Here is a 22035-nt window from a genome sequence, read left to right on the forward strand (position 1 = left end):
AGGCGACACGCGTGGCCGTGATGTCCTCGTACGTGCCGCCGGGGACGCGCAGGCGTGCCCCCGTGAGGTCGTCGCGCGTCCACGTGTCGAACACGCCCTTGTCGGCCGACCACGTCAGGGTCGCCGAGACGACCGTCGCGCCCGCCGGCAGCAGGTCCGTCGACAGCACGGTCTCCGACGAGCTCGACGCGCCGCCCGCGAGGTTGAGCGGGCGCATCGTCTGCGTCTCGTTGTCGTAACGCGGGTTCGCGTCCGACCCGCGGAAGTCCATCACCTGCTGGCAGTCGCGCACCGCCAGGTCGCAGCCGAGCAGCGGCGCGCCCACGACGGTGGCGGCGACGTGCCCGGTCCACTGCGCGACGTGGTCGAGCGCGGGCGCGGAGTCGGACAGGCCCGTGCGGACCCGGTAGGACACCGAGTCGTCGCCGGACGATGCGCTGAACTCGGTCCACGCGTCGTCACCGAGGTCCTGCACGGAGGTGAGCGCCGCGAGGTCGAGCGTGACCGCGACGGACTCGCCGGAGCCCAGCGAGTCGAGGTGGCAGCCGGCCTCGGAGCGGTCCGCCGACAGCTCGCAGGTCCACGCGCCCACCTGGATCGTCGACGTGGCGGCGAAGGCGAGGTACGCGCCGACCTCGTCGGCACGGCTCGCGAAGGTGGCGCCCGCGCCGCCGCTCGGGGCGGCGAACGCCAGCCCCGCAGGGAGGACGATGCTCGCGGCCAGGTCGTCGGCCGCCGCGTCGCCGTCGTTGGCGAGGGTCATGGTCACCGAGGGGGACGTGCGCGCGATCGTCAGGTAGTCGAGGGGCGCCGCGCCGATCGACAGCGCGATCGTGCCCGTGCTGCCGCCGTTGTCGGTCCCGCCGTTGTCGGTCCCGCCGTTGTCGGTTCCGCCGTTGTCGGTCCCGCCGTTGTCGGTCCCACCGTTGTCGGTCCCACCGTTGTCGGTCCCGCCGTTGTCGGTTCCGCCGTTGTCGGTTCCGCCGTTGTCGGTTCCGCCGTTGTCGGTTCCGCCGTTGTCGGTTCCGCCGTTGTCGGTTCCGCCGTTGTCGGTCCCACCGGTGTCGGTCCCACCGGTGTCGGTCCCACCGGTGTCGGTCCCACCGGTGCCTCCGCCTGTGGAGCCGCCGTCGGTGCCTCCGCCTGTGGAGCCACCGTCGGTGCCTCCGCCCGTGGAGCCACCGTCGGTGCCTCCGCCCGTGGAGCCACCGCCGGTGCCGCCACCCGTGGAGCCACCGCCGGTGCCGCCACCCGTGGAACCGCCACCAGTCGACCCGCCGGTCGACCCCGAGCCAGCCGTGGATCCATCGCCGCCGGTCGATCCGGTGCCGCCGGTCGATCCGGTGCCGGCGAGGGCACCCTGGACGGCCGCCGGCGCGGTGCCGTTCACCGCCGCGCCGGAGGACCCGGTCGACGCGCCGTCGCCCGCCGACGTGTCGGCGGAAGGCGCGACCGAGGGCGCCACGGAAGGAGCGACGGAGGCGCCCGTCGACGGGGAGGGGCTCGCCGCATCGTCCCCGGACCCGGGCGTGGCGTCCTGGCCCGCCGGGGCCTCGATGCCGGTCGCGGACTCCGCGCCCGAGCCGCCGTGCGAGCCCTGGCCGATGATGCCGACCACGCTCGCGCCGGTCATGACGAGCGACACGACGCCGAGCGTCGCCGCGACGGGCAGCGCGATCGCCGCGAGCCCGTTGGCCACCGCCGCGATGCCGCCCGCGATCGTCCCGCCGAGGCCGCCTCCGGCCGCGCCGCCGGCGCCCGCGGCACCCCCGGCCGCTCCGGACGCCGCGACGGCACCCTCGCCGAGCGCGCCGCCGACCGGCAGCCCGCCCTCGAGCGCCTTGACGCCCAGGAGGCCGAGGAACAGGGGGGCGATGACGGCCCGCAGGCCGCGGTTGACGTCCTCGAGCTCGGCGACGAGCGCCGCGCACTTCTCGCACGAGCGGACGTGCTCGTCGACGCGCGTGTGCTCGCGCTTGCTCAACCCGCCGCGCACGTACGAGCCGAGCTGGGCGTTCGCCTCGAGGCAGTTGACGGTGTCGGCGGCGCTCAGGTGCTGCTGGAGGTACGCCTGGCGGAGGGCCTCGCGCGCGCGGTAGGCGAGCGCCGCGACGCCGTTGGCCGACAGGCCCAGCAGGGGCGCGATGTCCTTGGGGCTCTTCTTCTCGACCTCGGTGTACCAGAGCACGGCACGCCAGCGCTCGGGCAGCGAGCGGAAGGCGTCGGCGACCATCGACTGCTCGAACGTGTCGAGCGCGGGCTCGTCGGAGCCGCCCTGGTACCCGAGCGCCGACTCGTACGGCGACATGTCGTCGCGGGGCCGCGCGCGGTTCGCCTTCTCGATCACGTCGAGCCCGGTGCGGCGCACGATGGTGAACAGGTAGGCGCGGAACGCGAGGTCGGGGCCGTCGCCCTGCTGCAGCGCGCGCAGGATGCGCGAGAAGGACTCGGAGACCACGTCCTCCGCGTCGGCGGCGCTGTTGGTGTACTGCTGCGCGACCTTGCGGGCGGCGTCCGAGTGGCGCTCGTAGAGCACGCCGAAGGCGGCCGGGTCGCCGGCGCGCACACCGGCGATCAGCTCAGGGTCGCTGGACGTCTCCGTCCAGAGCGACAACGCCTCCTGCGACATTCCGTGGTCACTCCCGTAGCCGGACAAGTAGGGGCATTGTTCCTGGTGGGGAAGGAACGGGGCAAGGCGGATGAGGCCAACGTCACACCCTTCGGCGGGGTTCGTCCGAAAAATCTTCGCGGAACCGCGTCATAACGCCGTGCGCCCTCCCTCTCATGGGGCATGACGAGCGAGGTGAACATCCCGGGCGCGGCCCCTGCGCTGCCGCTGCTGCGCCGGTGGGAGGCCGCGAGCCTCGGCACCGTGTGGCGCCGACCGGGCGACTGGTTCACCCCCGCCGCGGAGGCGCTCGCGGAGGCGCTCGAGGGCCGCCTCGACACCGCGCCCGCCGCCTACCGCCTGGGCGAGGCCCGCGCGCTCGCCGGCGTCGGCATCACCGAGGCCATCGACGACATGGCGGTGCTGTTCCGCGCCGCCGGCTTCGAGTCCGCCCCGATCCGCTCGATCCGGGCCCTGTGCGAGGGGTGGACCGAGGGGGACGCGGCCAACCGCGTCGTCCCCGTGATGAGCGACCCCGAGTCGGGACTCGGCACCAACGACTACCTCGTCGCCCGCCTGGGCGAGCTGTACGGCACGGCGGAGCGCGCGGGCAGCGTCGTCTCGTCGTCGCACGCGCTCGTGCTCGTCGACGTGGCCGCGGCGAACACCGACCCGTGGCACCGGATGGCGCGCAACGCCGCCATCGGCCAGTCGCTGCGCGACGCGTACGGCAAGGGGCACCCGATGGCGCGCCTGTCGGACGGCCTGTATGCGGTGCTCGTCGAGCGCGGCCCCGACATGGGTCGCGGCGTCGCCGAGCTCCGCGACCAGATCTCCCGACGCGCCGTGCAGATGCGCGTCGGCAACCTCATGCGGCAGCCGCCGCGGGTGTGGATCGAGTCCCTTCCGGACGGCCACGACTACGCGGTCGAGCTGGTCGATTCGCTTCACCGCTGAGGGGGGAGGCGGGGGGTCGGCACCGAGCTGAGGGCGGTGCCGGCCCCCCGCGGTACTCCCCGGGGATCCGGCGGCGGATCCACGCCGATAACGCACGGCAAAAGTTCGTGATTCACCTATCATTAAGCCATGCTTGAGAACCCCGTCCCGGACCTCCGTACCCGCCTCCTTGAGAGCGCTCTCAGCATCGTCGCGACGCAGGGCGCCAACGGGCTCACCGTGCGGGCCGTGGCGAAGGCGGCGGGCTGCTCGACGATGGGCGTGTACACGCACTTCAACGGCAAGTCGGGCCTCATCGACGCCGTCGTCGAGCAGGGCTTCGACGCGCTCGACCAGGAGCTCGCCGCCGCCTGGACGCTCGCGGGCGGGGGCCGCGACGGCCTCGTCGCCGTCGCCGAGGCGTACCGCGCCTGGGCGATGGGGCAGGCCACGCAGTTCCAGACGATGTTCATGCCCGGCATCGCCGGCTACGAGCCGTCCGACGCGACCCGCGAGCGCACGTGGGACACGTTCTACGCGCATCGTGCCCGCGTCGCCGCCGCGCTCGACAGCGCGGACGCGGACCCGGCCGTGTGGAACGAGTCGGCGATGCGCATGTGGTCCTGCGTGCACGGCCACGTCACGATCGAGCTGATGCGTCGCGCGTACGCGACGCCCGAGACGGCCGACTTCGAGCGGCTCGACCTGGCCGTGCCGCTCGACGCCGAGATCGCGCGCGCGACGCTGCTCGCCTCCCGCTGACGGCGGCGAGGCCGGGCCCGCGGACGATGCGCTAGTCGCCGACGCCCGTCCACACCACGACGGCGCGGCCCTCGTCGCGGCGCGCGCGACGGCCGCGCTCGACGATCACCACGTTGCCCGTCGGGCCGGTGGTGAAGATGCGCGAGCCGGTGTCCGCGCGCGGGCGCAGGCGCTCGACCTCGGTCTCGAGGCGGCGCACCTCGTGCGCGAGGTGGAGGATGCGCTTGATGCCGGCGAGATTGATGCCCTCCTCCTGGCTCATGCGCTGGATCTCGCGCAGCGTGGCGACGTCGCGCAGCGAGTAGCGGCGGCCGCCGCCCGGGCGGCGGCGCGGCACCACGAGGCCGAGGCGGTCGTACTGGCGCAGCGTCTGGGCGTGCATGCCTGCGAGCTCCGCGGCCGCGGAGATGAGGAACACGGGCTCGTCGACGTCGGGCTGCTCCACGGTCCACCTCCTTCGCGCCCACGCTAGCGGGCGTGCATCGTCCCTGTTGTGAGGCCTACCGCGAGGCGTCGCGGTACAGGTCGGCGCGCGGGTCGTCGCCGCCGAGGGTCTCGGACAGCGCCTCGAGCGCCTTCTTCGCGTCGCGCGACAGCTTGTGCGGCACGGCCACCTCGACGGTCACCAGCAGGTCGCCGGTGCCCTTCTTCGAGGTGAGGCCCTTGCCCTTGACCCGCAGAGTCGTGCCGGATTGGGTGCCCGAGGGCACCTTGACCTTCACGCGTTCGCCCCCGAGGGTCGGCACCTCGACCTGTGCGCCGAGCGCGGCCTCGTCGAAGCGGACCGGCAGGCGCATGCGCAGGTTGAGCCCGTCCGTGGTGAAGACCGGATGCGGCTGCACGTGGATGGTGAGCATGAGGTCGCCCGCGGGGCCGCCGTTCGAGCCGGGGCGTCCCTTGCCGGGCACGCGGATGCGCTGGCCGTCCTTCACGCCGACGGGCAGGCGCGTCGAGATGCGGCCGCCGTCCATGCCCAGCGTGACGGTCGCGCCGGACGCGGCGTCGCGGAACGACACCTCGGTCGCGGCGGCGATGTCGCCGCCCTTCTGCGGGCCGCGGTTGAAGCCGCCGCCGCCGAAGAGCCCGCCGAGGATGTCCTCGAATCCGCCGCCGCCGGTCTGGAAGCGCACGTTGCCGCCGCCCCCGCCGAACATGCCGCCGAGCATGTCCTCGAAGTTGCCGGCCCCGCCGGGGCCGCCCGCCTGGAAGCGGGCGCCGCCGCCCATCGCGCGGATCTGGTCGTACTGGCGGCGGTCGTCCTCGCTGGAGAGGACGGCGTACGCCTCGCCCACGTCCTTGAACCGCTGCTCCGCCGACGCATCGTCGGGGTTGCGGTCCGGGTGCAGGTCGCGGGCGAGGCGGCGGTACGCCTTCTTGATGTCGTCCTGCGAGGCGTCCTTGGAGACGCCGAGCGCCTTGTAGAAGTCCTTGTTGAACCAGTCCTGGCTTGCCATGACGCCTCCCTCCGTCCTACTCGGGCTGCGCGACGATGACGCGGGCCGGGCGCAGCACGCGCTCGCCGACCTTGTGGCCGGGCTGGGCGACGTGCTGGACGGTCGGCTCGGTCACCTCGGTGCTCGGCTGCGACATGAGCGCCTCGTGCAGCTGCGGGTCGAACACGTCGCCCGCGGCGCCGTAGGACGACCAGCCCAGGCCGGCGAGCGCCGCCTCGAGCTTCGCCGCGATGGCCGCGAAGGGGCCCTCGGCGAGGTCGCCGTGCTCGCGCGCGGCTGCGATGTCGTCGAGCGTGGGGATGAGCGCCTCGACGGCCTTGGCGGTCGCGTTGGTGCCGATCAGCTCGCGGTCGCGGTCGACACGCTTGCGATAGTTGACGTACTCGGCCTGGAGGCGCTGGAGGTCCGCGAGGTGCTCCGCGGCCTTGAGCTCGGCCTGGCCCAGCGCGTCATCGGCGCCGGCCTCGTCGGCCGCGAGGTCCGCCGCGCTCTCGTTCAGGATCCGCTCGGCCTGGGCCAGCGCATCGTCCTGCGGCTCGTCAGGGGTCTCGTTCTGGTTCTCGGTCATGGCTGCCTTCCCGTGAAGCGCCGAGGGCGGGCGGCCGCGCGATCCTCGTGGATCCTGCGCCGCCGCCCGCCGTCGTGCCTCGTTACTTGGTGTCCTCGTCGTCGACGATCTCGGCGTCGACCACGTCGTCGTCCGACGCGGCCTGCTCCGAGGCGCCCTCGCCCGCGGCGGCCTCGGCCTGCTGCGACGCGTAGACGGCCTCGCCGATCTTCTGGGCCTTCTCGACCAGCACCTCGTGCTTGGCCTTGACCTCGTCGGTGTCGTCGCCCTCGAGGGCGGTCTTGACGTCGGCGATCGCGGACTTGACGTCCTCGGCCACCTCGGCGGGGACCTTGTCCTCGTTCTCGGACAGGATCTTCTCGGTCGAGTAGGCGAAGGTCTCGGCGTTGTTGCGGACCTCGGCGGCCTCGCGGCGCTTCTTGTCCTCCTCCGCGTGCTCCTCGGCGTCCTTGACCATGCGCTCGATGTCGTCCTTGGACAGGGCCGAGCCGCCGGACACGGTGATGGACTGCTCCTTGCCCGTGCCGCGGTCCTTCGCGTGGACGTGGACGATGCCGTTCGCGTCGATGTCGAAGGTGACCTCGATCTGCGGCACGCCGCGCGGGGCCGGCGCGATGCCCGAGAGCTCGAAGGTGCCGAGCAGCTTGTTGTCGCGCGCGAACTGACGCTCGCCCTGGTAGACCTGGATCAGCACGGAGGGCTGGTTGTCCTCGGCGGTGGAGAAGACCTCCGACGACTTGGTCGGGATCGCGGTGTTGCGCTCGATCAGGGTGGTCATGACACCGCCCTTGGTCTCGATGCCCAGGCTCAGCGGCGTGACGTCGATGAGCAGGACGTCCTTGCGCTCGCCGCGGATGACGCCCGCCTGCAGCGCGGCGCCCACGGCGACGACCTCGTCCGGGTTGACGCCCTTGTTGGGCTCCTTGCCGCCGGTGAGCTCGCGCACCACGTCGGCGACGGCCGGCATGCGGGTCGAGCCGCCGACGAGCAGCACGTGGTCGATGTCCGACAGCTTGATGCCGGCATCCTTGATCACCTGGTGGAACGGCGCCTTGGTGCGGTCGAGCAGGTCCGAGGTCATCTGCTGGAACTGCGCGCGGGTGAGCTTGGTGTCGAGGTGGACGGGGCCGTTCTCGCCGATCGAGAGGTACTGCAGCGAGATGGTGGTCTGCTGCGCGGAGCTCAGCTCCTTCTTGGCCTGCTCGGCGGCCTCGCGGAGGCGCTGGACGGCGGAGCGGTCCTTGGACAGGTCCACGCCCTCGGTGTTCTTGACCTCCTTGATGAGGTGGTCGACGATGCGCTGGTCCCAGTCGTCGCCGCCGAGGCGGTTGTCGCCCGCGGTGGCCTTGACCTGGATGGTCGAGAAGTCGTCGTCGTCCTTGCCGACCTCGAGGAGGGACACGTCGAACGTGCCGCCGCCGAGGTCGAAGACGAGGATGTGCTCGTCCTCCTTGCCCTTGTCGAGGCCGTACGCGAGGGCCGCGGCGGTGGGCTCGTTGACGATGCGCAGGACGTTGAGGCCCGCGATCTCGCCGGCCTCCTTGGTCGACTGACGCTCGTGGTCGTTGAAGTAGGCCGGGACGGTGATGACCGCGTCGGTCACCTTCTCGCCCAGGTACTCCTCGGCGTCGCGCTTGAGCTTGCCGAGGATGCGCGCCGAGATCTCCTGCGGCGTGTACTTCTTGTCGTCGATCTCCTTCGACCAGTCCGTGCCCATGTGGCGCTTGACCGACGCGATGGTGCGGTCGACGTTGGTGACGGCCTGACGCTTGGCGATCTCGCCGACGAGGACCTCGCCGGTCTTCGAGAACGCGACCACCGACGGGGTGGTGCGGGCGCCCTCGGCGTTCGCGATGACGGTGGGCTCGCCACCCTCGAGGACCGACACCACGGAGTTGGTGGTGCCGAGGTCGATACCTACTGCACGTGCCATGTCTGCTTCTTCCTCCAGTCGCGGCCTGCGCCGCGGTCAACTGTCTCGCTCAGGACTTGAGCGACCATCACTCAACTTATGTCGGTCGATGGGGGCTGTCAAGCCGGGCGGTGCAAAGTTGAGCGGACTCTGCTCAACTTCCCAGGTTTGACGATTCCCAATGACAAATGTGGCAGGTGGGACGGGCGCGCGGGGCGCGCGGAGCGCGCCGGCCGCGCGAGTCCCACGCGCCACATTTGTCATTGGCAGTCGACTGGCCGGTCCCTAGGCTTGCCGCATGGACACCGCCCCCGACCTGGCCGCGCACCTCGCCGCCGCCCGCGCCCACTTCGCCGCGCGGCTCGCCTTCGAGACCGACGTGTCGGATGCGCACGCCGCGCTCGAGGCGGGGGAGCCGGGGCTCGTGTTGGTCGACACGCGCTCCCAGGAGGCGTGGGACCAGGGCCACGCGCGCGGCGCCGTCCACATCCCCAAGCCCGACATGCCGATGCGCATCCCCGCGGAGTACCCCGTGGGCTCGCGCTTCGTCGTCTACTGCTGGGGTCCCGGCTGCAACGGCGCGACCCGCGCCGGGCTGATCATCTCGGAGCTGGGCTACGAGGTGAAGGAGATGATCGGCGGCTTCGAGTACTGGGCGCGCGAGGGACTCCCGGTCGACGCGGTCGGGCCCGACGGGGAGACGGTCGACGTCACCTACCCCGTGGACCCGCTCACGTCGCCGCTGCCCGTGGCCGGGAGCCGGATCGCCTGCGACTGCTGAGCCCCGTTCCGAACCGGCGCATCGATCGCCGCGGCATCACGCGGACCAAGGTGGATGGTGCGCGAGCGTCGATCCATACGGCGGTTGGGGTGGATCACGGGTCGGCTGCCCGTCAGCCGGCGACCTTGACCCGCTGCACCACGTTGTCGCAGTCGCGGCGCTCGAAGCCGAGGTGCTCGTACAGGCGCAGCGCCGTCGTGTTGCCCGCGCCGGTGTGGAGGAACGCGCGTCGCCCCGCCTCGCCGATGCCGTGCCCGACGACCTCCATGAGGCGCGTCGCGAGGCCGCGGCCGCGGTGCGAGTCGCGCGTGCACACGGCGCTGATCTCGGTCCACGACGGCGTGGTGAGGCGCTCGCCGGCCATCGCGACCAGGCGTCCGTCCTCCTTGATGCCGTAGTAGGCGCCGATCCGGTGGGTCTCGGAGAAGAACGGACCGGGGCGCGCCTCCTCGACCAGCGCGACCATCTCGGCGGCGTCGTCCGCGGTGAGGCGGACCACGTCGTCGTGGATCCGCCCGAAGCCCTCGGGCGCCATCATCTGGACCACGTCGAAGCGGCCGAGCTCGTTCCAGCCCGCCGGGAGGTCCTGCGGCGTGCCGAAGAGGATCAGCTCGTCCTGGCCCGCGATCGCGGCGAGGTCGTCCCAGTCCGTCGAGGTCGGCGCCGGCGGGACCGCGGCGAAGACGGCGACGGTCGGCAGGTAGCGGGCGGCCTCGCCCTGGCGGATCGCGAGGGGACGATGCGCGCCGGACAGGGCGTGGAAGGCGGGGTGATCGAGCTCGGAGAGGGACATGGCAACGATTGTCCCGCGTCGCCATGACCTCGTTCCACACACCGCCGCTGCTGTGACCGCTCCCGCGATGCACTTCGCGTGGTGAAGCCCGACCAGGGCGCCGCCAACTGCAGATCCTGTGTGGAGGAGGGCCTGGGGGTCAGGGTCAGGGTCAGGGGCGGCACGACGGCCAGGCTCAGACGAGCAGCCCGTCCTCCATGCGCAGCACCCGGTCCGCCATGACCTCGGCCTCGGCCGGGTCGTGCGTGACGAGCAGCCCCGTGGTGCCCGAGGCGCGCAGGATGTCGCGCACCTCGACCGCGAGGCGCGCGCGCAGGTCGGCGTCGAGGGAGGACAGCGGCTCGTCGAGCGCGAGCAGGCGCGGGCGCGGGGCGAGCGAGCGGGCGAGCGCGACGCGCTGGCGCTGGCCGCCGCTGAGCTCGGTGACCGCGCGGGCGTCGAGCCCGGACAGCCCCACGACGGTCAGCAGCTCCTCGACCCGCGCCTCGCGCGCCGGCCGCGAGACCCCCGCCATCTCGAGCCCGAAGGCGATGTTCGCGCCCACGGTGAGGTGCGGGAACAGCTGGCCGTCCTGGAACACCAGCCCGAAGCCGCGGCGGTGGACCGGCACCCGCGCGAGGTTCGCGCCGTCCCACGAGATGGAGCCACCGGCCAGCGGCGTGACGCCCACGACGGCGGACAGCAGCGACGACTTGCCGCATCCCGACGGCCCGAGCAGCGCGACCGTCTCGCCGGGGCCGACGTCGAACGACACCCCACGCACGGCATCGACGGGCGGGCGGCCCGGGTAGGTCACCCGCGCATCGTGCACCGACAGCCCGCTCATATCTCCGCCCCGACGGTGGTGCGCAGGCGCTCGGAGGCGAGCATGACGGCCGCCGTGAGGGCGGCGAGCAGGACGGACGCGGCGAAGGCCATGCCCACATTGTCGATGCCGGGGCGGGACAGCAGGCGCGCGATCGCGGTGGGCAGCGTGGGCCGGTCGGGGCGCGCCACGAAGGCGGTGGCGCCGAACTCGCCCATCGCGATCGCGAACGCGAACGCGAGCGACGCGGCGGTCGCCGACCGCAGCAGCGGCGCGTCCACGCGCCACAGCACCCGCCACGGCGACGCCCCGAGGGTCGCGGCGGCCGCGCGCAGGCGCGGGTCGATCGCCCGGGCGGCCGGCACGAGCGCGCGCACCATGAGCGGCAGCGCGACCACCGCCTGCGCCACGGGCACCAGCCACCAGGAGCCGCGGAGGTCCACGCCGAGCACGGACCGATTGAGCGTGAGCAGCACGCCCAGGCCCACCACCACCGCGGACACGCCCAGCGGCAGCATCACCAGCGACTCGAGCGCGGAGGCCCGTCGCGCGCGACGCGACACCAGCACAGCGGTCACGAGCCCGACCACGGCGGCCATCGCGGTCGCCACGGCCGCGGTGAGCAGCGACGTCACCGCCGCGTGCCACACGGGTGCGGACAGGGTCGACCGGGCCGGGGGATCCCCGAACAGGTCGCGGTAGTGGTCGAGGCCGTAGCCGTCGACGGTCCGCAGGGAGCGCTCGACCAGCGCGAGCGCCGGCAGCGCGAGCAGCAGCAGCGTGGGCCCGAGGGCGAGGGCGATCCCGGCGCGCTCGCGGCCCCGCGGCGCCCGCGCGGGCTCGACGGCGGCCGGGGGGCGGGGCGCCCGCGCCCGCGCGCTCACCCACAGCGCGATGCCGACGAACACCACCTGCACGAGCGCGAGCACGGCCGCCGCGCGCAGGTCGAGGAACTGGTTGACCTGCAGGTAGATCTCGGTCTCGACGGTCCGGATGCGGGACCCGCCGAGCACCAGCACGAGCGCGAACGAGGTCGAGCAGAACAGCAGCACCACCGCGGACGCCGATGCGATGGCCGGGCGCAGCGCGGGCAGCGTCACCCGGGCGAGGGCCCGGGCGGGCGAGGCGCCCAGGGTGCGCGCCGCATCGTCCATGCGCGGGGACAGGGACTCCCACGCGCCGCCGACGATGCGCACGACCACGGAGATGTTGAAGAACACGAGCGCCAGCACGATGGCCGCCATCGACTGGTCGAGCCCGAGGCCGCCGAGCAGGCCCGAGCGCGAGAACAGGGCCGAGAACGCGGCCGCGACCACGATGGTCGGCAGCACGAACGGCACGGTGACGAGGGCGCGCACGGTCCGCGCGCCGCGCCACGAGAAGCGCGAGAGCGCCCACGCGGTGGGGATCCCGAGCAGCAGCGACCCGAGCGTGCCCAGCACCGCCAGCACCACGGTCGTGCCGATGGCGTGGAGCGTGCGCGACCGGGTCAGCACCTCGAGCGCGCCCGCGAGGTCGCCCCCGCCGAACCCGTCGTCGCCCAGCAGGCCGCGCACGATCACGGTGCCGGCCGGCCACAGGAAGAACAGCCCGAGGAAGAGCACGGGCACGCCCGCGAGCGCCCACCAGAGGCGGGCGCTCGCGGGCCAGGGCTTCACGGGGTGACGCTCAGTCGAGGACCGTGGCGGTCCAGTCGGCGATCCACTCGTCGCGGTGGGCGTCGATCTCGGCGGGGTCCATCGTGTACGGGTCCGTCGCGAGCGGCGCGTACTTCTTCCAGTCCGCGGGGACCTCGACCGACGTCGACACGGGGTAGACGTACATGTTCTCCGGAAGGGTCGCCTGGAACGCGTCGGACAGCAGCCAGTCGACGACCTCCTGCGCGCCCGTGGGGTTCGCGGCGCCCGCGAGCACGCCCGTGTACTCCACCTGGCGGAAGCACGTGTCGAGCATCGCGGCCGTGGTGGGCTCGCCGTCGATGACCTCGTACGGCGGGGAGGAGGCGTAGCTCAGCACGATCGGGTACGAGCCGCCGTAGTTCGGCGCGGAGAAGTCCGTGTAGTAGCTGTCGGACCACGACGCGGTGACGCGGACGTCGTTGGCGCGCATGGCCTTCCACCAGTCGAGCCAGCCATCCTGCCCCTTCGCGTCGATGGTGGCGAGCATGAACGCGAGGCCGGGGGAGGAGGTCGCGGGGTTGGTCACCGAGACCTTGCCCTTGAACTCGGGCTTCGTGAGGTCGTCGAGCGTGGGGGCGCCGTCGGGGAACGCCGCGAGGTCGTAGTTGAGGCACACGTCGGAGTAGTCGACGGGCGTGAGGAGGTCCACGGCGCCCGGGATCGCGTACTGGGCGGCGTCCGCCGCGGCCGGGGCCGCGGACGTGTACGGCGCGAGCACGCCGGCGTCGACGGCGCGCGAGGCGAACGTGTTGTCGATGCCGTAGACCACGTCGCCCAGCGGCGCGTCCTTGGTCAGCACCAGCTGGTTGGTGAGCGTGCCGGCGTCGCCCGGCTGGACCAGCTCGACCGTGAGGCCGGACTCGGCCTCGAAGGCGGCCAGTACGTCGTCCGGGACCGCCCAGCTGTCGTGCGTGACGAGGCGGACGGTGCCGCCCGCCTCGGCGGGTGCCGCGGAGGAGCTCGCGCTGGACGATGCACCGGGCTCGGAGGCCTGCGAGCAGGCCGCGAGCGCGAGGGTCAGGCTGGCGAAGGCGGCCGTCGCGGCCGCGGTGCGCATGACGCGCATGGGTTTTCCTCCCGGAATAGGAGGGGACGAGACTCGACTCCCTACGCCGGTGCGAGCCGGATCAGGTTCGAGGGTCTGCGGCGTTCCGCACTCTCAGCGCCCTGGTTCCCCGGTGTCCCGGCGGAGGCGCTCCCCTGTCGTGTCTGGCCAGGATAGCGCGCTGGGGCCTCTGTGGTGACAGGTCTCGGAGTGTCGTCTCGTCGGTTCTCAAACTGTAGTGTGATTTGTCTGTGCACTGTAGTCTTGCCTGATGGATCAGCAGGACATGGCGGGCCGCGACTATCGACCGCGGATCATCGACAACGTCCTCGCGCAGCGCTTGCGGTCAGCGGGAGCCGTGCTCCTCGAAGGGCCCAAGGCGAGTGGGAAGACCTCGACGGCGGCCCGCGCGACGGTCAGCCAGGTCTACCTTGACCGGGATCCCGCTGCACTTGAGGCGCTGCGAATCGATCCGTCGATCGTGCTCGACGGTGGCGCGCCACAGCTGGTGGACGAGTGGCAGCTCGAGGCCACCCGCGTCTGGAATCACGTTCGCGCCGAGGTCGATCGACGTGGCGCCCCGGGACAGTTCGTGCTGACCGGTTCCTCGGTTCCGACGGACGACGTGCGGCGACACTCCGGTGCCGGCCGCTTCGCGCGGCTGACGTTGCGCACCATGAGCCTGGTCGAGAGCGGGCACTCCGGCGGCGAGATCTCTCTCGCCGCGCTGTTCGCGGGCGAGCGTCCCTCGACATCAGCCGGCCTGAGCGTTGCCGAGGTGGCGGAGTTGGTGGTGCGCGGCGGATGGCCGTTCAACCTCGACCTCGGTGCCGAGGCCGCAGCGCAGGCCAACATCGACTACTTGCGCGGCATCGCCGAGGTTGACGTCGCACGCCTCGACGGCTCACGCCGCGACCCGGTGCTGGTGACGCGGCTCCTGCGCGCGCTCGCCCGGAACACCGCGATGGAGCAGAAGCTGGCGCGGCTCGCGTCCCAGGTCGAGACGGAGCAGGGCACGCTTGCCCGCAGCACCGTCTACGGCTATCTGGACGCTCTCGAGCGGCTCATGGTGGTCGAGGAGCTGCCGCCGTGGAGCACGCATCTGAGGTCGCGTGCGACGCTGCGCTCCGCGTCGCGCACCCACTTCGCCGACCCGTCGCTCGCGGCCGCGGCTCTGGGGGCGGGACCGGCTCGGCTCCTGGCGGATCCGAACTACCTGGGGCTTCTCTTCGAGTCGCTCGCCGTCCGTGATTGCAGGGTCTACGCGACGCCGCTCGGCGGGACGGTCCATCACTACCGGGACAGCGATGGGCTCGAGGTGGACCTGATCGTGCAGCTCCGTGACGGGCGATGGGGCGCGCTCGAGGTCAAGCTCGGCGGCGAGCGCGCGATCGACGCCGCCGCTGCCGGCCTGCTGCGCTTCGCAGCCAAGGTCGACACCTCGAGGACCGGCCCGCCTGCCTTCCTCGGCGTCCTGACGGCCTCCGGCTACGGCTACGCAAGGCCGGACGGCATCCTGGTGATCCCCATCGGGGCGTTCGGTCCCTAGCGGACCACCATGCGGCAGCCGACGGTCACGGCGCGCGCCGCGTACCCCGCACGATGCGCGGTGGCGGTGACCGTGAGCTCCGGCGGTGACGGCGACGAGCGTCGCGCCGACCACGGCGGACATGCGTGCGAGACGGCGCGGCGGTGCCACCGGACAACCCCCAGACGATGCGCGGCACGTCCGGGAGACGAAGCCTCACGCGCGCGTGCCGCGATGGCCGTGTCTGGAGGGCCCCGGGTCAGGCGGGTGTGAGGCGGCCGGGGCCGCGATCTCTCACACGTCGATGCGGTGGAAGTTCTTCCAGCTGAGCGAGGCGGTCGGGCCGCGCTGACCGCGGTAGCGCGAGCCGTAGCGCTCGGAGCCGTACGGGTGCTCGGCCGGCGAGGACAGCCGGAAGAAGCACAGCTGGCCGATCTTCATGCCGGGCCACAGGTTGATCGGCAGCGTCGCCGTGTTGGACAGCTCGAGTGTGACGTTGCCCTCGAAGCCGGGGTCGATGAATCCCGCGGTCGAGTGCGTGAGGAGGCCCAGGCGGCCCAGCGAGGACTTGCCCTCGAGGCGCGCCGCGATGTCGTCGGGCAGCGTGACGGACTCGTAGGTCGCGCCGAGCACGAACTCGCCCGGGTGGAGCACGAACGGCCCGTCCTTGATGTCGACGAGCCGCGTGAGCTCGGGCTGCTCCGCCGCCGGGTCGATCGCCGCGTACTTGTGGTTGTCGAACACGCGGAAGAAGCGGTCGAGGCGCACGTCGATCGAGGAGGGCTGGATCATCTCGGGGTCCCAGGGGTCGAGGGCGACCCTGCCCGCCGTGATCTCAGCGCGGATGTCGCGGTCCGAGAGAAGCATGGTGCCCAACCTAGTGCCCTCGGGCCCGAGTCGTGCCGTAGGAGGCGCCCCGTGCCCGAACTGTCCCGCCCTCGGGCAGCCGGCACCTCCCAGGGCGAGAACCCGGCGGACCCGACGCCGTGCGCGCGCCCGGACGCCCGCATCGATCCTCGCTGGGACCCGGGACATCAGGCGTCGCGCACGCCGAATCGTTTCGATTACAGTAGGGCCAACACGCCCGAGAGAGCGCTCTCACGGCAATGCAGCCAGATGAAAGGCACCTCCCATGCAGTTCGGCCACTTCGACGACGAGGCCCGCGAGTACGTCATCACGACGCCCCACACGCCGTACCCGTGGATCAACTACCTCGGCGCCCAGGACTTCTTCGGCCTCGTGTCCCACACGGGCGGCGGCTACTCCTTCTACCGCGACGCGAAGCTGCGCCGCCTGACCCGCTACCGCTACAACAACGTGCCGGTGGACGACGGCGGCCGCTACTTCTCGATCAACGACGGCGGCGACGTGTGGAGCCCCGGCTTCCGTCCCTACAAGACGGAGCTCGACTCGTTCGAGACGCGCCACGGCATGGGCTACACGCGCATCACGGGCTCGCGGAACGGCCTCGAGGCGAGCGTCCTGCTCTTCGTGCCGGTCGACGTCAACGCGGAGATCCACCGCGTCGAGCTGACCAACACGTCCGACGCGCCCAAGTCCTTCTCGCTGTTCAGCTTCCTCGAGTTCAACCTGTGGAACGCCGAGGACGACCAGACCAACTACCAGCGCAACCTCTCCATCGGCGAGGTCGAGGTGGTCGACGGCGCGATCTACCACAAGACCGAGTACCGCGAGCGTCGCGACCACTACGCGGTCTACGGCGTGAACGCGGAGATCTCGGGCTTCGACACCGACCGCGACACGTTCCTCGGCTTCGGCAACGGCTTCGACGAGGCCGCGGTGCCGCACGCCGGGAAGGCGGGCAACTCGGTGGCGTCCGGCTGGTACCCCATCGCGTCGCACCAGCTCGAGGTCACCCTCGAGCCGGGCGAGTCGAAGGCCTTCACCTTCGTGCTCGGCTACCTCGAGAACCCGCGCGACGACAAGTGGGAGGCACCCGGCGTCATCCGCAAGGACGGCGCGCGCGAGCTGCTTGCGAAGTTCGCCACCGACGAGCAGACGCTCGCCGCGTTCGCCGAGCTCAACGCCTATTGGGACGGCCTGCTGGGCTCGTACACCGTCGAGTCGGGCCACGAGAAGCTCGACCGCATGGTCAACATCTGGAACCAGTACCAGTGCATGGTGACCTACAACATGTCCCGTTCCGCGAGCTTCTTCGAGACCGGCATGGGCCGCGGCATGGGCTTCCGCGACTCGTCGCAGGACCTCCTCGGCTTCGTGCACCTCGTCCCCGAGCGCGCCCGCGAGCGCATCATCGACATCGCGTCCACGCAGTTCGAGGACGGCAGCGCGTACCACCAGTACCAGCCGCTCACCAAGCGCGGCAACCACACGCTGGGCTCGGGCTTCAACGACGACCCGCTGTGGCTGATCCTCGGCGTCGCCGCCTACGTCAAGGAGACCGGCGACTTCGCGATCCTCGACGAGATGGTCCCGTTCGACAACGACGAGACCAAGGCCGCCTCCCTCATGGAGCACCTCAAGCGCTCGTTCGACCACCCGCTCAACAACCGCGGCCCGCACGGCCTGCCGCTCATCGGCCGCGCCGACTGGAACGACTGCCTCAACCTCAACTGCTTCTCCACCGAGCCCGGCGAGTCCTTCCAGACCACCGGCAACCGCACCGGCGGCGTCGCCGAGTCGATCTTCATCGCGGGCATGTTCGCCGCGATCGGCCCCGACTACGCGGCGCTCGCGCGCCGTCGTGGGGACGATGCGGAGGCCGAGCGGGCGGAGAAGGCCGTCGAGGAGATGAAGGCCGCCGTCATCGAGCACGGCTGGGACGGCGAGTGGTTCCTCCGCGCGTACGACTACTTCGGCAACAAGGTCGGCTCGGCCGAGAACCCCGAGGGCCAGATCTGGATCGAGCCGCAGGGCTTCTGCATCATGGGCGGCATCGGCGTTGAGGAGGGCCTCGCAGAGAAGGCGCTCGACGCGGTGGAGGAGCGCCTCGGAACCGACCACGGCATCGTCCTCCTGAACCCGGCCTACACCGAGTACCACGTCGAGCTGGGCGAGGTCACGTCCTACCCGCCGGGCTACAAGGAGAACGCGGGCATCTTCTGCCACAACAACCCGTGGGTGATCATCGCGGAGACCGTGGTGGGCCGCGCCGAGCAGGCGTGGGACCACTACAAGCGCATCACGCCCGCGTACCGCGAGGAGATCTCCGAGGTCCACCGCCTCGAGCCCTACGTCTACGCGCAGATGATCGCCGGCAAGGACGCCGTCCGCCACGGCGAGGCCAAGAACTCGTGGCTCACCGGCACCGCGTCGTGGAACTTCGTCACCGTCTCGCAGCACCTGCTCGGCGTGCGCCCTGACTACGACGGCCTCGTGGTCGACCCGTGCATCGGCGCCGAGGTGTCGGAGTTCACCGTCCGCCGCGTGGTCCGCGGCGCGACCTACGTCATCAAGGTGACCAACTCCGGTGGCAAGGGCGCGTCCCTCGTGGTCGACGGCCAGGCCATCGAGGGCTCGCTGGTGCCGTACGCGGCGCCGGGCTCCACGGTCGAGGTGGTCGCCACCGTCTGACCCTTCCTTCCGTGGCCGTGAGGGCGTCGCAGCGGGTGCGGCGCCCCCGCGCGCGCCCGGAGGGGGTTGACGCGCGTGACACACTGCCGGTGAGCGAGGGGGTGAGCATGGTCGAGGAGCGCGTCGAGGAGGCCTACCGCGAGTCGGGGCCCCTGGTCCACACGCTCGCGCTGCGCGCGCTCGGCTCCGTCGAGGAGGCCGAGGACGTGGTGCGCCGCGTCTTCGCGTCCGCCGCGGCCGGCGGCTCCCTCGCGTCCCGCGACCTGCTGCACGATGCGGCGGACCGGATCACCGGCGACCTCGAGAGGCGCGTGCGCGCCAAGCTGACGGCGCTCGACGACCCGGACGTGGGGGCCGATGCGGTGACCGACGAGCGCGCCGTGCTCGCCGAGGCCGACCGCATCCTGGTGCGCGCCGCGCTCGACCGCCTCGAGCCCGCCTCCCGGGACGCGCTCACCCGCGCGCTCGTCGACGGCGTCCCCCGGTGGGAGCTCGCCACCTCGCTCGGCCTGTCCGAGCCCGACCTCGAGTCGCTCCTGCGGGACGCCCTGCTGGCGCTGTGGCCGGGCCCGGTCCCCGCCGAGGGCCACGCATCCGCCCAGGGCCTGGCGTCCCGCGCGCTGGGCATCCGCGTCGCGGACGGCGGCCAGCAGCACATCGCCGGGTGCGACGGATGCCGCGCGGCGTGGCGCTCGCTCAACGACCTCGTCGGCACCGTCACCCGGCTCCCGGCGACCGGGCCCGTGGTCGCGCCGCGCGCCGGCCTATGGGACGAGGTGCGCACCGCCGTCGAGTCCGGGCCGCCCGAGGCCGAGCCCGACTGGCGCGCGGAGGCGCGTGCCGACGCCGCGCGGGCGCAGCGCCGCCGCACCCTCGTCATGACGGTCGCGGTCGTCGCCGCGAGCGTGTTCGCGGGGCTCGCGGTGGTCCTGGGGCAGATGCTCATCCAGCCCGACGGCCCGACGCTCGCGACCGCGACGCTCGTCGACCCGCGCGGCGGCTCGGACGAGACCGGGCACGCGAGCCTGCGCGCGGCGGGCGACGGCGGCGAGGTGCTCGTCCTCGACGGCCCGTACGCCGAGTACCCCGACGGCGCCCTCGAGGTGTGGCTCATCCCCGCGGTCGGCGAGCCGGTGCCGCTGGGCCAGCTCACGTCGTCGCACTACGAGGTCGAGATCCCGGCGAGCGTCGGCTCCGCCGTCGGTGCGATGCTCGAGATCAGCCGCGAGCCGTGGGACGGCGACCCCGGGCTCAACGGCGAGGTCGTCGCGCGCGGCACGTTCGGCTGACCCGTCTCCGCTCGCACGGTCCGGCTCGGCCGGCAATTCGCTCAGCACGGAACCGGCGGCGACACGCGGGGGTGAGTGCCGCATCGTCCCCTCGCGCGCGGCGTGTCGCCGCGCGGACCGTGCCCAGCGAACCGGCCCGGGTGGCTACGGGCGCTGGGCGAACCGCTCGAGGAGCTCGCCCTCGCCCGCGACCACCAGCAGGTCCTCGGGTCCGACGATGGTGTTCGGCGTCGCGTACTCGAACTCGCGGCCGGCGCTCTTCACACCGATGACGTGCACGCCGTACGTGGCCTGGAGGTCCAGCTTGTCGAGGGTGAAGTGGTGCGTCTCCTTGGGGGCGCGCATCTTCACGACGGTGAAGCCGTCCTCCACCTCGATGTAGTCGAGCATGTTGCCGCCGACGGAGTGGGCGATGCGCGCGCCTGCCTCCGCCTCGGGCAGCACCACGTGGTGCGCGCCGATGCGCTCGAGGATGCGCTTGTGCTCGGTCGACGTGGCCTTGGCCCAGATCTCGGGGATGCCGATGTCGACCAGGTTGCCGGTGATGAGCACCGAGGCCTCGAGCGAGGTGCCGACGCCCACGACGGCGGCGGCGAAGTCGGCGGCGCCGATCTGGTCGAGCGCGCGTGGGTCGGCCCCGTCCGCCTCGACGCACGGGATGCGCTTGGACCAGCGCTCGACCACGTCGGCGTCGCGCTCGACGCCGAGCACCTCCACGCCCATATTGTCCAGGGTGTCCGCGATGGCCGAGCCGAAGCGGCCGAGCCCGAAGACCAGGACGCCCGTGCCCGGGTTGCCGTTGCTAGCCAATGAGGGGCCTTTCTGACGGGTACCGGATGACCCGGCGCTGGCGGTTGAGCATGAGGGCCGAGGCGAGCGTGAGCGAGCCCACGCGGCCCAGGTACATCGTGATGATCAACGTCATCTTCGCATCGGACGGGAGGTCGCCGGTGATGCCCGTCGACAGGCCGCACGTCGCGTACGCGGACACCACCTCGTAGAGAGATCTGTCGAGCGGGATGTTCGTCTGGGCCATGAAGACGCCCGTACCGACGAGCACGACGAGGAGCCCGAGCAGGGTGATGGAGACCGCGACGCGGAGCACCTCGGTGCCGATGCGCTTGCCGAAGGCCTCCATGTCGCGGCGGCCGCGGGCCTCCGCCCACGCGGCGAGCACGAGCACCGCGATCGTGGTGACGCGGATGCCTCCCGCGGTGCCGCCGGAGCCGCCGCCGATGAACATGAGCACGTCCTCGAGCAGCCACGTCTGCTCGCGGGCCGCGCCGATGTCGAACGACGAGAACCCACCCGAGCGCTGGTTGATCGACTGGAAGAAGATGTTGCCGATGGTGGAGGCGGCGCTGTGGTGGCCCAGCGTGTTGGGGTTGGTCCACTCGAACGCCATGAGGAACGTCACCGAGATGACCTGGAGCACCACGAGCGTCGCGAGCGTGAGCTTGGTGTGCAGCGTCCACTTCGAGGGGTGTCGCCACCGCTTGATGAGGTTGAGGTAGACCGGGTAGCCGAGCGCGCCGATGAAGACGCCGAGCCCGATCGGCACGAGCATCCACAGGTCGCCCGCGTACGGGTAGAGGCCCAGCGGGTCAGGGGAGAAGCCGGCGTTGTTGAACGACGAGACGCCGTAGAACAACGAGTAGCCGAGCGACTTGGGCCAGCCGTAGTCGAGGGTGAGGAACCGCGGCACCAGGATCGCGGCGATCGTGAGCTCGACCGTGGTCGAGACGATGACCACGGTGGTGAGCAGCGAGCGCAGGTCGCCCAGGCCGCTCGCGCGGGACTCGCCCGCGGCCAGGATGCGCGTGGTGAGACCCAGCCGGCGGGACACCGCCAGGCCCGCGAGCGACGCGAGGGTCATGATCCCGAGACCGCCGACCTTGATCGCGACGCCGATGATCGTGAGGCCCCACGGCGACCAGTACGTGCCCGTGTCGACCGTTGCGAGGCCCGTGACGCACACCGCGGAGGTCGCGGTGAACAGGGCGTCGACGAACGGCACGCGCACGCCCGAGCTGGTCGCAACGGGCAGGGACAGGAGGCCCGTGAAGACGAGGATGGTGACCGCGAACGCCGCGAGGGTGAGCCGTGCCGGCGACTCGAGGGCGACCCGGTCGAACCACTCGTCGAACGCGTCGCGCAGCGTGCGCACGCTGGCCATCCGTCTCCTCACCTCGGGGCGGGTCCGCCCTGCTTCTCGCCCTGCTTCAGGCCCTGCGCGCGAGCCTATCCCCCGCACCACGGAACGGGGGTTCCCCACACTTCACAACAGTCACATCTGCCCCTACAGTTGAAGGTGCATCC

17 protein-coding genes, 2 pseudogenes and 1 riboswitch are annotated in these 22035 nt (G+C 72.1%); of the genes and pseudogenes, 7 read left to right on the top strand and 12 right to left on the bottom strand.

What is annotated here, in order from left to right:
- Positions 1-999 precede the first annotated feature (999 nt).
- Positions 1000-1608, top strand: a pseudogene (locus AOM04_RS15080) (hypothetical protein); the annotation flags it as partial.
- Positions 1609-1936: 328 nt separating this feature from the next.
- On the opposite strand, the pseudogene AOM04_RS15085 reads toward AOM04_RS15080, so the two are convergent.
- Positions 1937-2629 (bottom strand): annotated as a pseudogene (locus tag AOM04_RS15085) (RNA polymerase sigma factor); the annotation flags it as partial.
- 162 nt (positions 2630-2791) lie between these two features.
- On the opposite strand from AOM04_RS15085, the gene AOM04_RS03980 reads away from it, so the two are divergent.
- Together AOM04_RS03980 and AOM04_RS03985 are read left to right on the top strand one after the other, a co-directional pair.
- Positions 2792-3565, top strand: coding sequence for a hypothetical protein (locus AOM04_RS03980; protein WP_062462712.1), 774 nt, complete (start codon positions 2792-2794; stop codon positions 3563-3565).
- Between the two features lie 129 nt (positions 3566-3694).
- Positions 3695-4306: a TetR/AcrR family transcriptional regulator gene (locus AOM04_RS03985; protein ID WP_062462715.1), complete on the top strand. Its 612-nt coding sequence runs from the start codon at positions 3695-3697 to the stop codon at positions 4304-4306.
- A 31-nt stretch (positions 4307-4337) separates the two neighbouring features.
- On the opposite strand, the gene AOM04_RS03990 is transcribed toward AOM04_RS03985, so the two are convergent.
- From AOM04_RS03990 to dnaK, 4 genes are all read right to left on the bottom strand, one after another.
- Entirely contained in the window at positions 4338-4751 is a 414-nt protein-coding gene (locus AOM04_RS03990) for a heat shock protein transcriptional repressor HspR (RefSeq protein WP_062462719.1), read from the bottom strand.
- Between the two features lie 55 nt (positions 4752-4806).
- Complete coding sequence (locus AOM04_RS03995) at positions 4807-5760, bottom strand: DnaJ C-terminal domain-containing protein (RefSeq protein WP_062462722.1); 954 nt, start codon at positions 5758-5760, stop codon at positions 4807-4809.
- 16 nt (positions 5761-5776) lie between these two features.
- The gene (gene grpE, locus AOM04_RS04000; RefSeq protein ID WP_062462724.1) at positions 5777-6328 is read right to left on the bottom strand and encodes a nucleotide exchange factor GrpE; all 552 of its coding nucleotides are present in this window, start codon (positions 6326-6328) and stop codon (positions 5777-5779) included.
- Between the two features lie 82 nt (positions 6329-6410).
- Positions 6411-8261, bottom strand: coding sequence for a molecular chaperone DnaK (gene dnaK / locus AOM04_RS04005; RefSeq protein WP_062462727.1), 1851 nt, complete (start codon positions 8259-8261; stop codon positions 6411-6413).
- 277 nt (positions 8262-8538) lie between these two features.
- Here dnaK and AOM04_RS04010 point away from each other — a divergent pair, with 277 nt between their 5' ends.
- Positions 8539-9021, top strand: coding sequence for a rhodanese-like domain-containing protein (locus AOM04_RS04010; RefSeq protein ID WP_062462731.1), 483 nt, complete (start codon positions 8539-8541; stop codon positions 9019-9021).
- Between the two features lie 112 nt (positions 9022-9133).
- Here the strand turns inward: AOM04_RS04010 and AOM04_RS04015 are convergent, their stop codons facing one another.
- From AOM04_RS04015 to AOM04_RS04030, 4 genes are all read right to left on the bottom strand, one after another.
- Positions 9134-9814, bottom strand: a complete 681-nt coding sequence (locus AOM04_RS04015) for a GNAT family N-acetyltransferase (protein WP_062462734.1) — start codon at positions 9812-9814, stop codon at positions 9134-9136.
- 175 nt (positions 9815-9989) lie between these two features.
- The gene (locus AOM04_RS04020; RefSeq protein ID WP_062462736.1) at positions 9990-10640 is read right to left on the bottom strand and encodes an ABC transporter ATP-binding protein; all 651 of its coding nucleotides are present in this window, start codon (positions 10638-10640) and stop codon (positions 9990-9992) included.
- Positions 10637-12277 (bottom strand): ABC transporter permease, encoded by a 1641-nt coding sequence (locus AOM04_RS04025; protein ID WP_062462739.1) that lies wholly within the window; start codon positions 12275-12277, stop codon positions 10637-10639. Before AOM04_RS04025 ends, AOM04_RS04020 begins: the two co-directional genes overlap by 4 nt.
- A gap of 10 nt (positions 12278-12287) precedes the next feature.
- Positions 12288-13364, bottom strand: coding sequence for a thiamine ABC transporter substrate-binding protein (locus AOM04_RS04030; RefSeq protein WP_062462742.1), 1077 nt, complete (start codon positions 13362-13364; stop codon positions 12288-12290).
- Between the two features lie 21 nt (positions 13365-13385).
- Positions 13386-13510, bottom strand: a riboswitch (TPP riboswitch).
- A 104-nt stretch (positions 13511-13614) separates the two neighbouring features.
- On the opposite strand from AOM04_RS04030, the gene AOM04_RS04035 reads away from it, so the two are divergent.
- On the top strand, positions 13615-14892 hold the full coding sequence (locus AOM04_RS04035) for an ATP-binding protein (RefSeq protein WP_228373608.1): 1278 nt from the start codon (positions 13615-13617) through the stop codon (positions 14890-14892).
- Positions 14893-15165: 273 nt separating this feature from the next.
- Here the strand turns inward: AOM04_RS04035 and dcd are convergent, their stop codons facing one another.
- A complete protein-coding gene (gene dcd, locus AOM04_RS04040) occupies positions 15166-15738 on the bottom strand; it encodes a dCTP deaminase (RefSeq protein ID WP_062462744.1) in 573 nt (190 codons plus the stop codon).
- A gap of 265 nt (positions 15739-16003) precedes the next feature.
- Here dcd and AOM04_RS04045 point away from each other — a divergent pair, with 265 nt between their 5' ends.
- On the top strand, positions 16004-18427 hold the full coding sequence (locus AOM04_RS04045; protein ID WP_062462747.1) for a glycoside hydrolase family 94 protein: 2424 nt from the start codon (positions 16004-16006) through the stop codon (positions 18425-18427).
- 89 nt (positions 18428-18516) lie between these two features.
- Positions 18517-19716, top strand: a complete 1200-nt coding sequence (locus AOM04_RS04050) for an anti-sigma factor domain-containing protein (protein WP_156160604.1) — start codon at positions 18517-18519, stop codon at positions 19714-19716.
- 144 nt (positions 19717-19860) lie between these two features.
- Here the strand turns inward: AOM04_RS04050 and AOM04_RS04055 are convergent, their stop codons facing one another.
- Entirely contained in the window at positions 19861-20526 is a 666-nt protein-coding gene (locus AOM04_RS04055; RefSeq protein WP_062462754.1) for a potassium channel family protein, read from the bottom strand.
- Positions 20519-21892 (bottom strand): TrkH family potassium uptake protein, encoded by a 1374-nt coding sequence (locus AOM04_RS04060; RefSeq protein WP_062462757.1) that lies wholly within the window; start codon positions 21890-21892, stop codon positions 20519-20521. The genes AOM04_RS04055 and AOM04_RS04060 overlap by 8 nt, the downstream gene beginning before the upstream one ends.
- Positions 21893-22035 lie beyond the last annotated feature (143 nt).

This window comes from Demequina soli (assembly GCF_000971195.1).
Taxonomy (GTDB): Bacteria; Actinomycetota; Actinomycetes; order Actinomycetales; family Demequinaceae; genus Demequina; species Demequina soli.

What these genes read in the sequence shown, in the direction of transcription:
- AOM04_RS03980 (WP_062462712.1), top strand. Translation starts at nt 2,792, where the DNA reads ATGACGAGCGAGGTGAACATCCCGGGCGCGGCCCCTGCGCTGCCGCTG.
- AOM04_RS03985 (WP_062462715.1), top strand. Translation starts at nt 3,695, where the DNA reads ATGCTTGAGAACCCCGTCCCGGACCTCCGTACCCGCCTCCTTGAGAGC.
- AOM04_RS03995 (WP_062462722.1), bottom strand. Translation starts at nt 5,760, where the DNA reads ATGGCAAGCCAGGACTGGTTCAACAAGGACTTCTACAAGGCGCTCGGC.
- grpE (WP_062462724.1), bottom strand. Translation starts at nt 6,328, where the DNA reads ATGACCGAGAACCAGAACGAGACCCCTGACGAGCCGCAGGACGATGCG.
- dnaK (WP_062462727.1), bottom strand. Translation starts at nt 8,261, where the DNA reads ATGGCACGTGCAGTAGGTATCGACCTCGGCACCACCAACTCCGTGGTG.
- AOM04_RS04010 (WP_062462731.1), top strand. Translation starts at nt 8,539, where the DNA reads ATGGACACCGCCCCCGACCTGGCCGCGCACCTCGCCGCCGCCCGCGCC.
- AOM04_RS04015 (WP_062462734.1), bottom strand. Translation starts at nt 9,814, where the DNA reads ATGTCCCTCTCCGAGCTCGATCACCCCGCCTTCCACGCCCTGTCCGGC.
- AOM04_RS04020 (WP_062462736.1), bottom strand. Translation starts at nt 10,640, where the DNA reads ATGAGCGGGCTGTCGGTGCACGATGCGCGGGTGACCTACCCGGGCCGC.
- AOM04_RS04030 (WP_062462742.1), bottom strand. Translation starts at nt 13,364, where the DNA reads ATGCGCGTCATGCGCACCGCGGCCGCGACGGCCGCCTTCGCCAGCCTG.
- AOM04_RS04035 (WP_228373608.1), top strand. Translation starts at nt 13,615, where the DNA reads ATGGATCAGCAGGACATGGCGGGCCGCGACTATCGACCGCGGATCATC.
- dcd (WP_062462744.1), bottom strand. Translation starts at nt 15,738, where the DNA reads ATGCTTCTCTCGGACCGCGACATCCGCGCTGAGATCACGGCGGGCAGG.
- AOM04_RS04045 (WP_062462747.1), top strand. Translation starts at nt 16,004, where the DNA reads ATGCAGTTCGGCCACTTCGACGACGAGGCCCGCGAGTACGTCATCACG.
- AOM04_RS04060 (WP_062462757.1), bottom strand. Translation starts at nt 21,892, where the DNA reads ATGGCCAGCGTGCGCACGCTGCGCGACGCGTTCGACGAGTGGTTCGAC.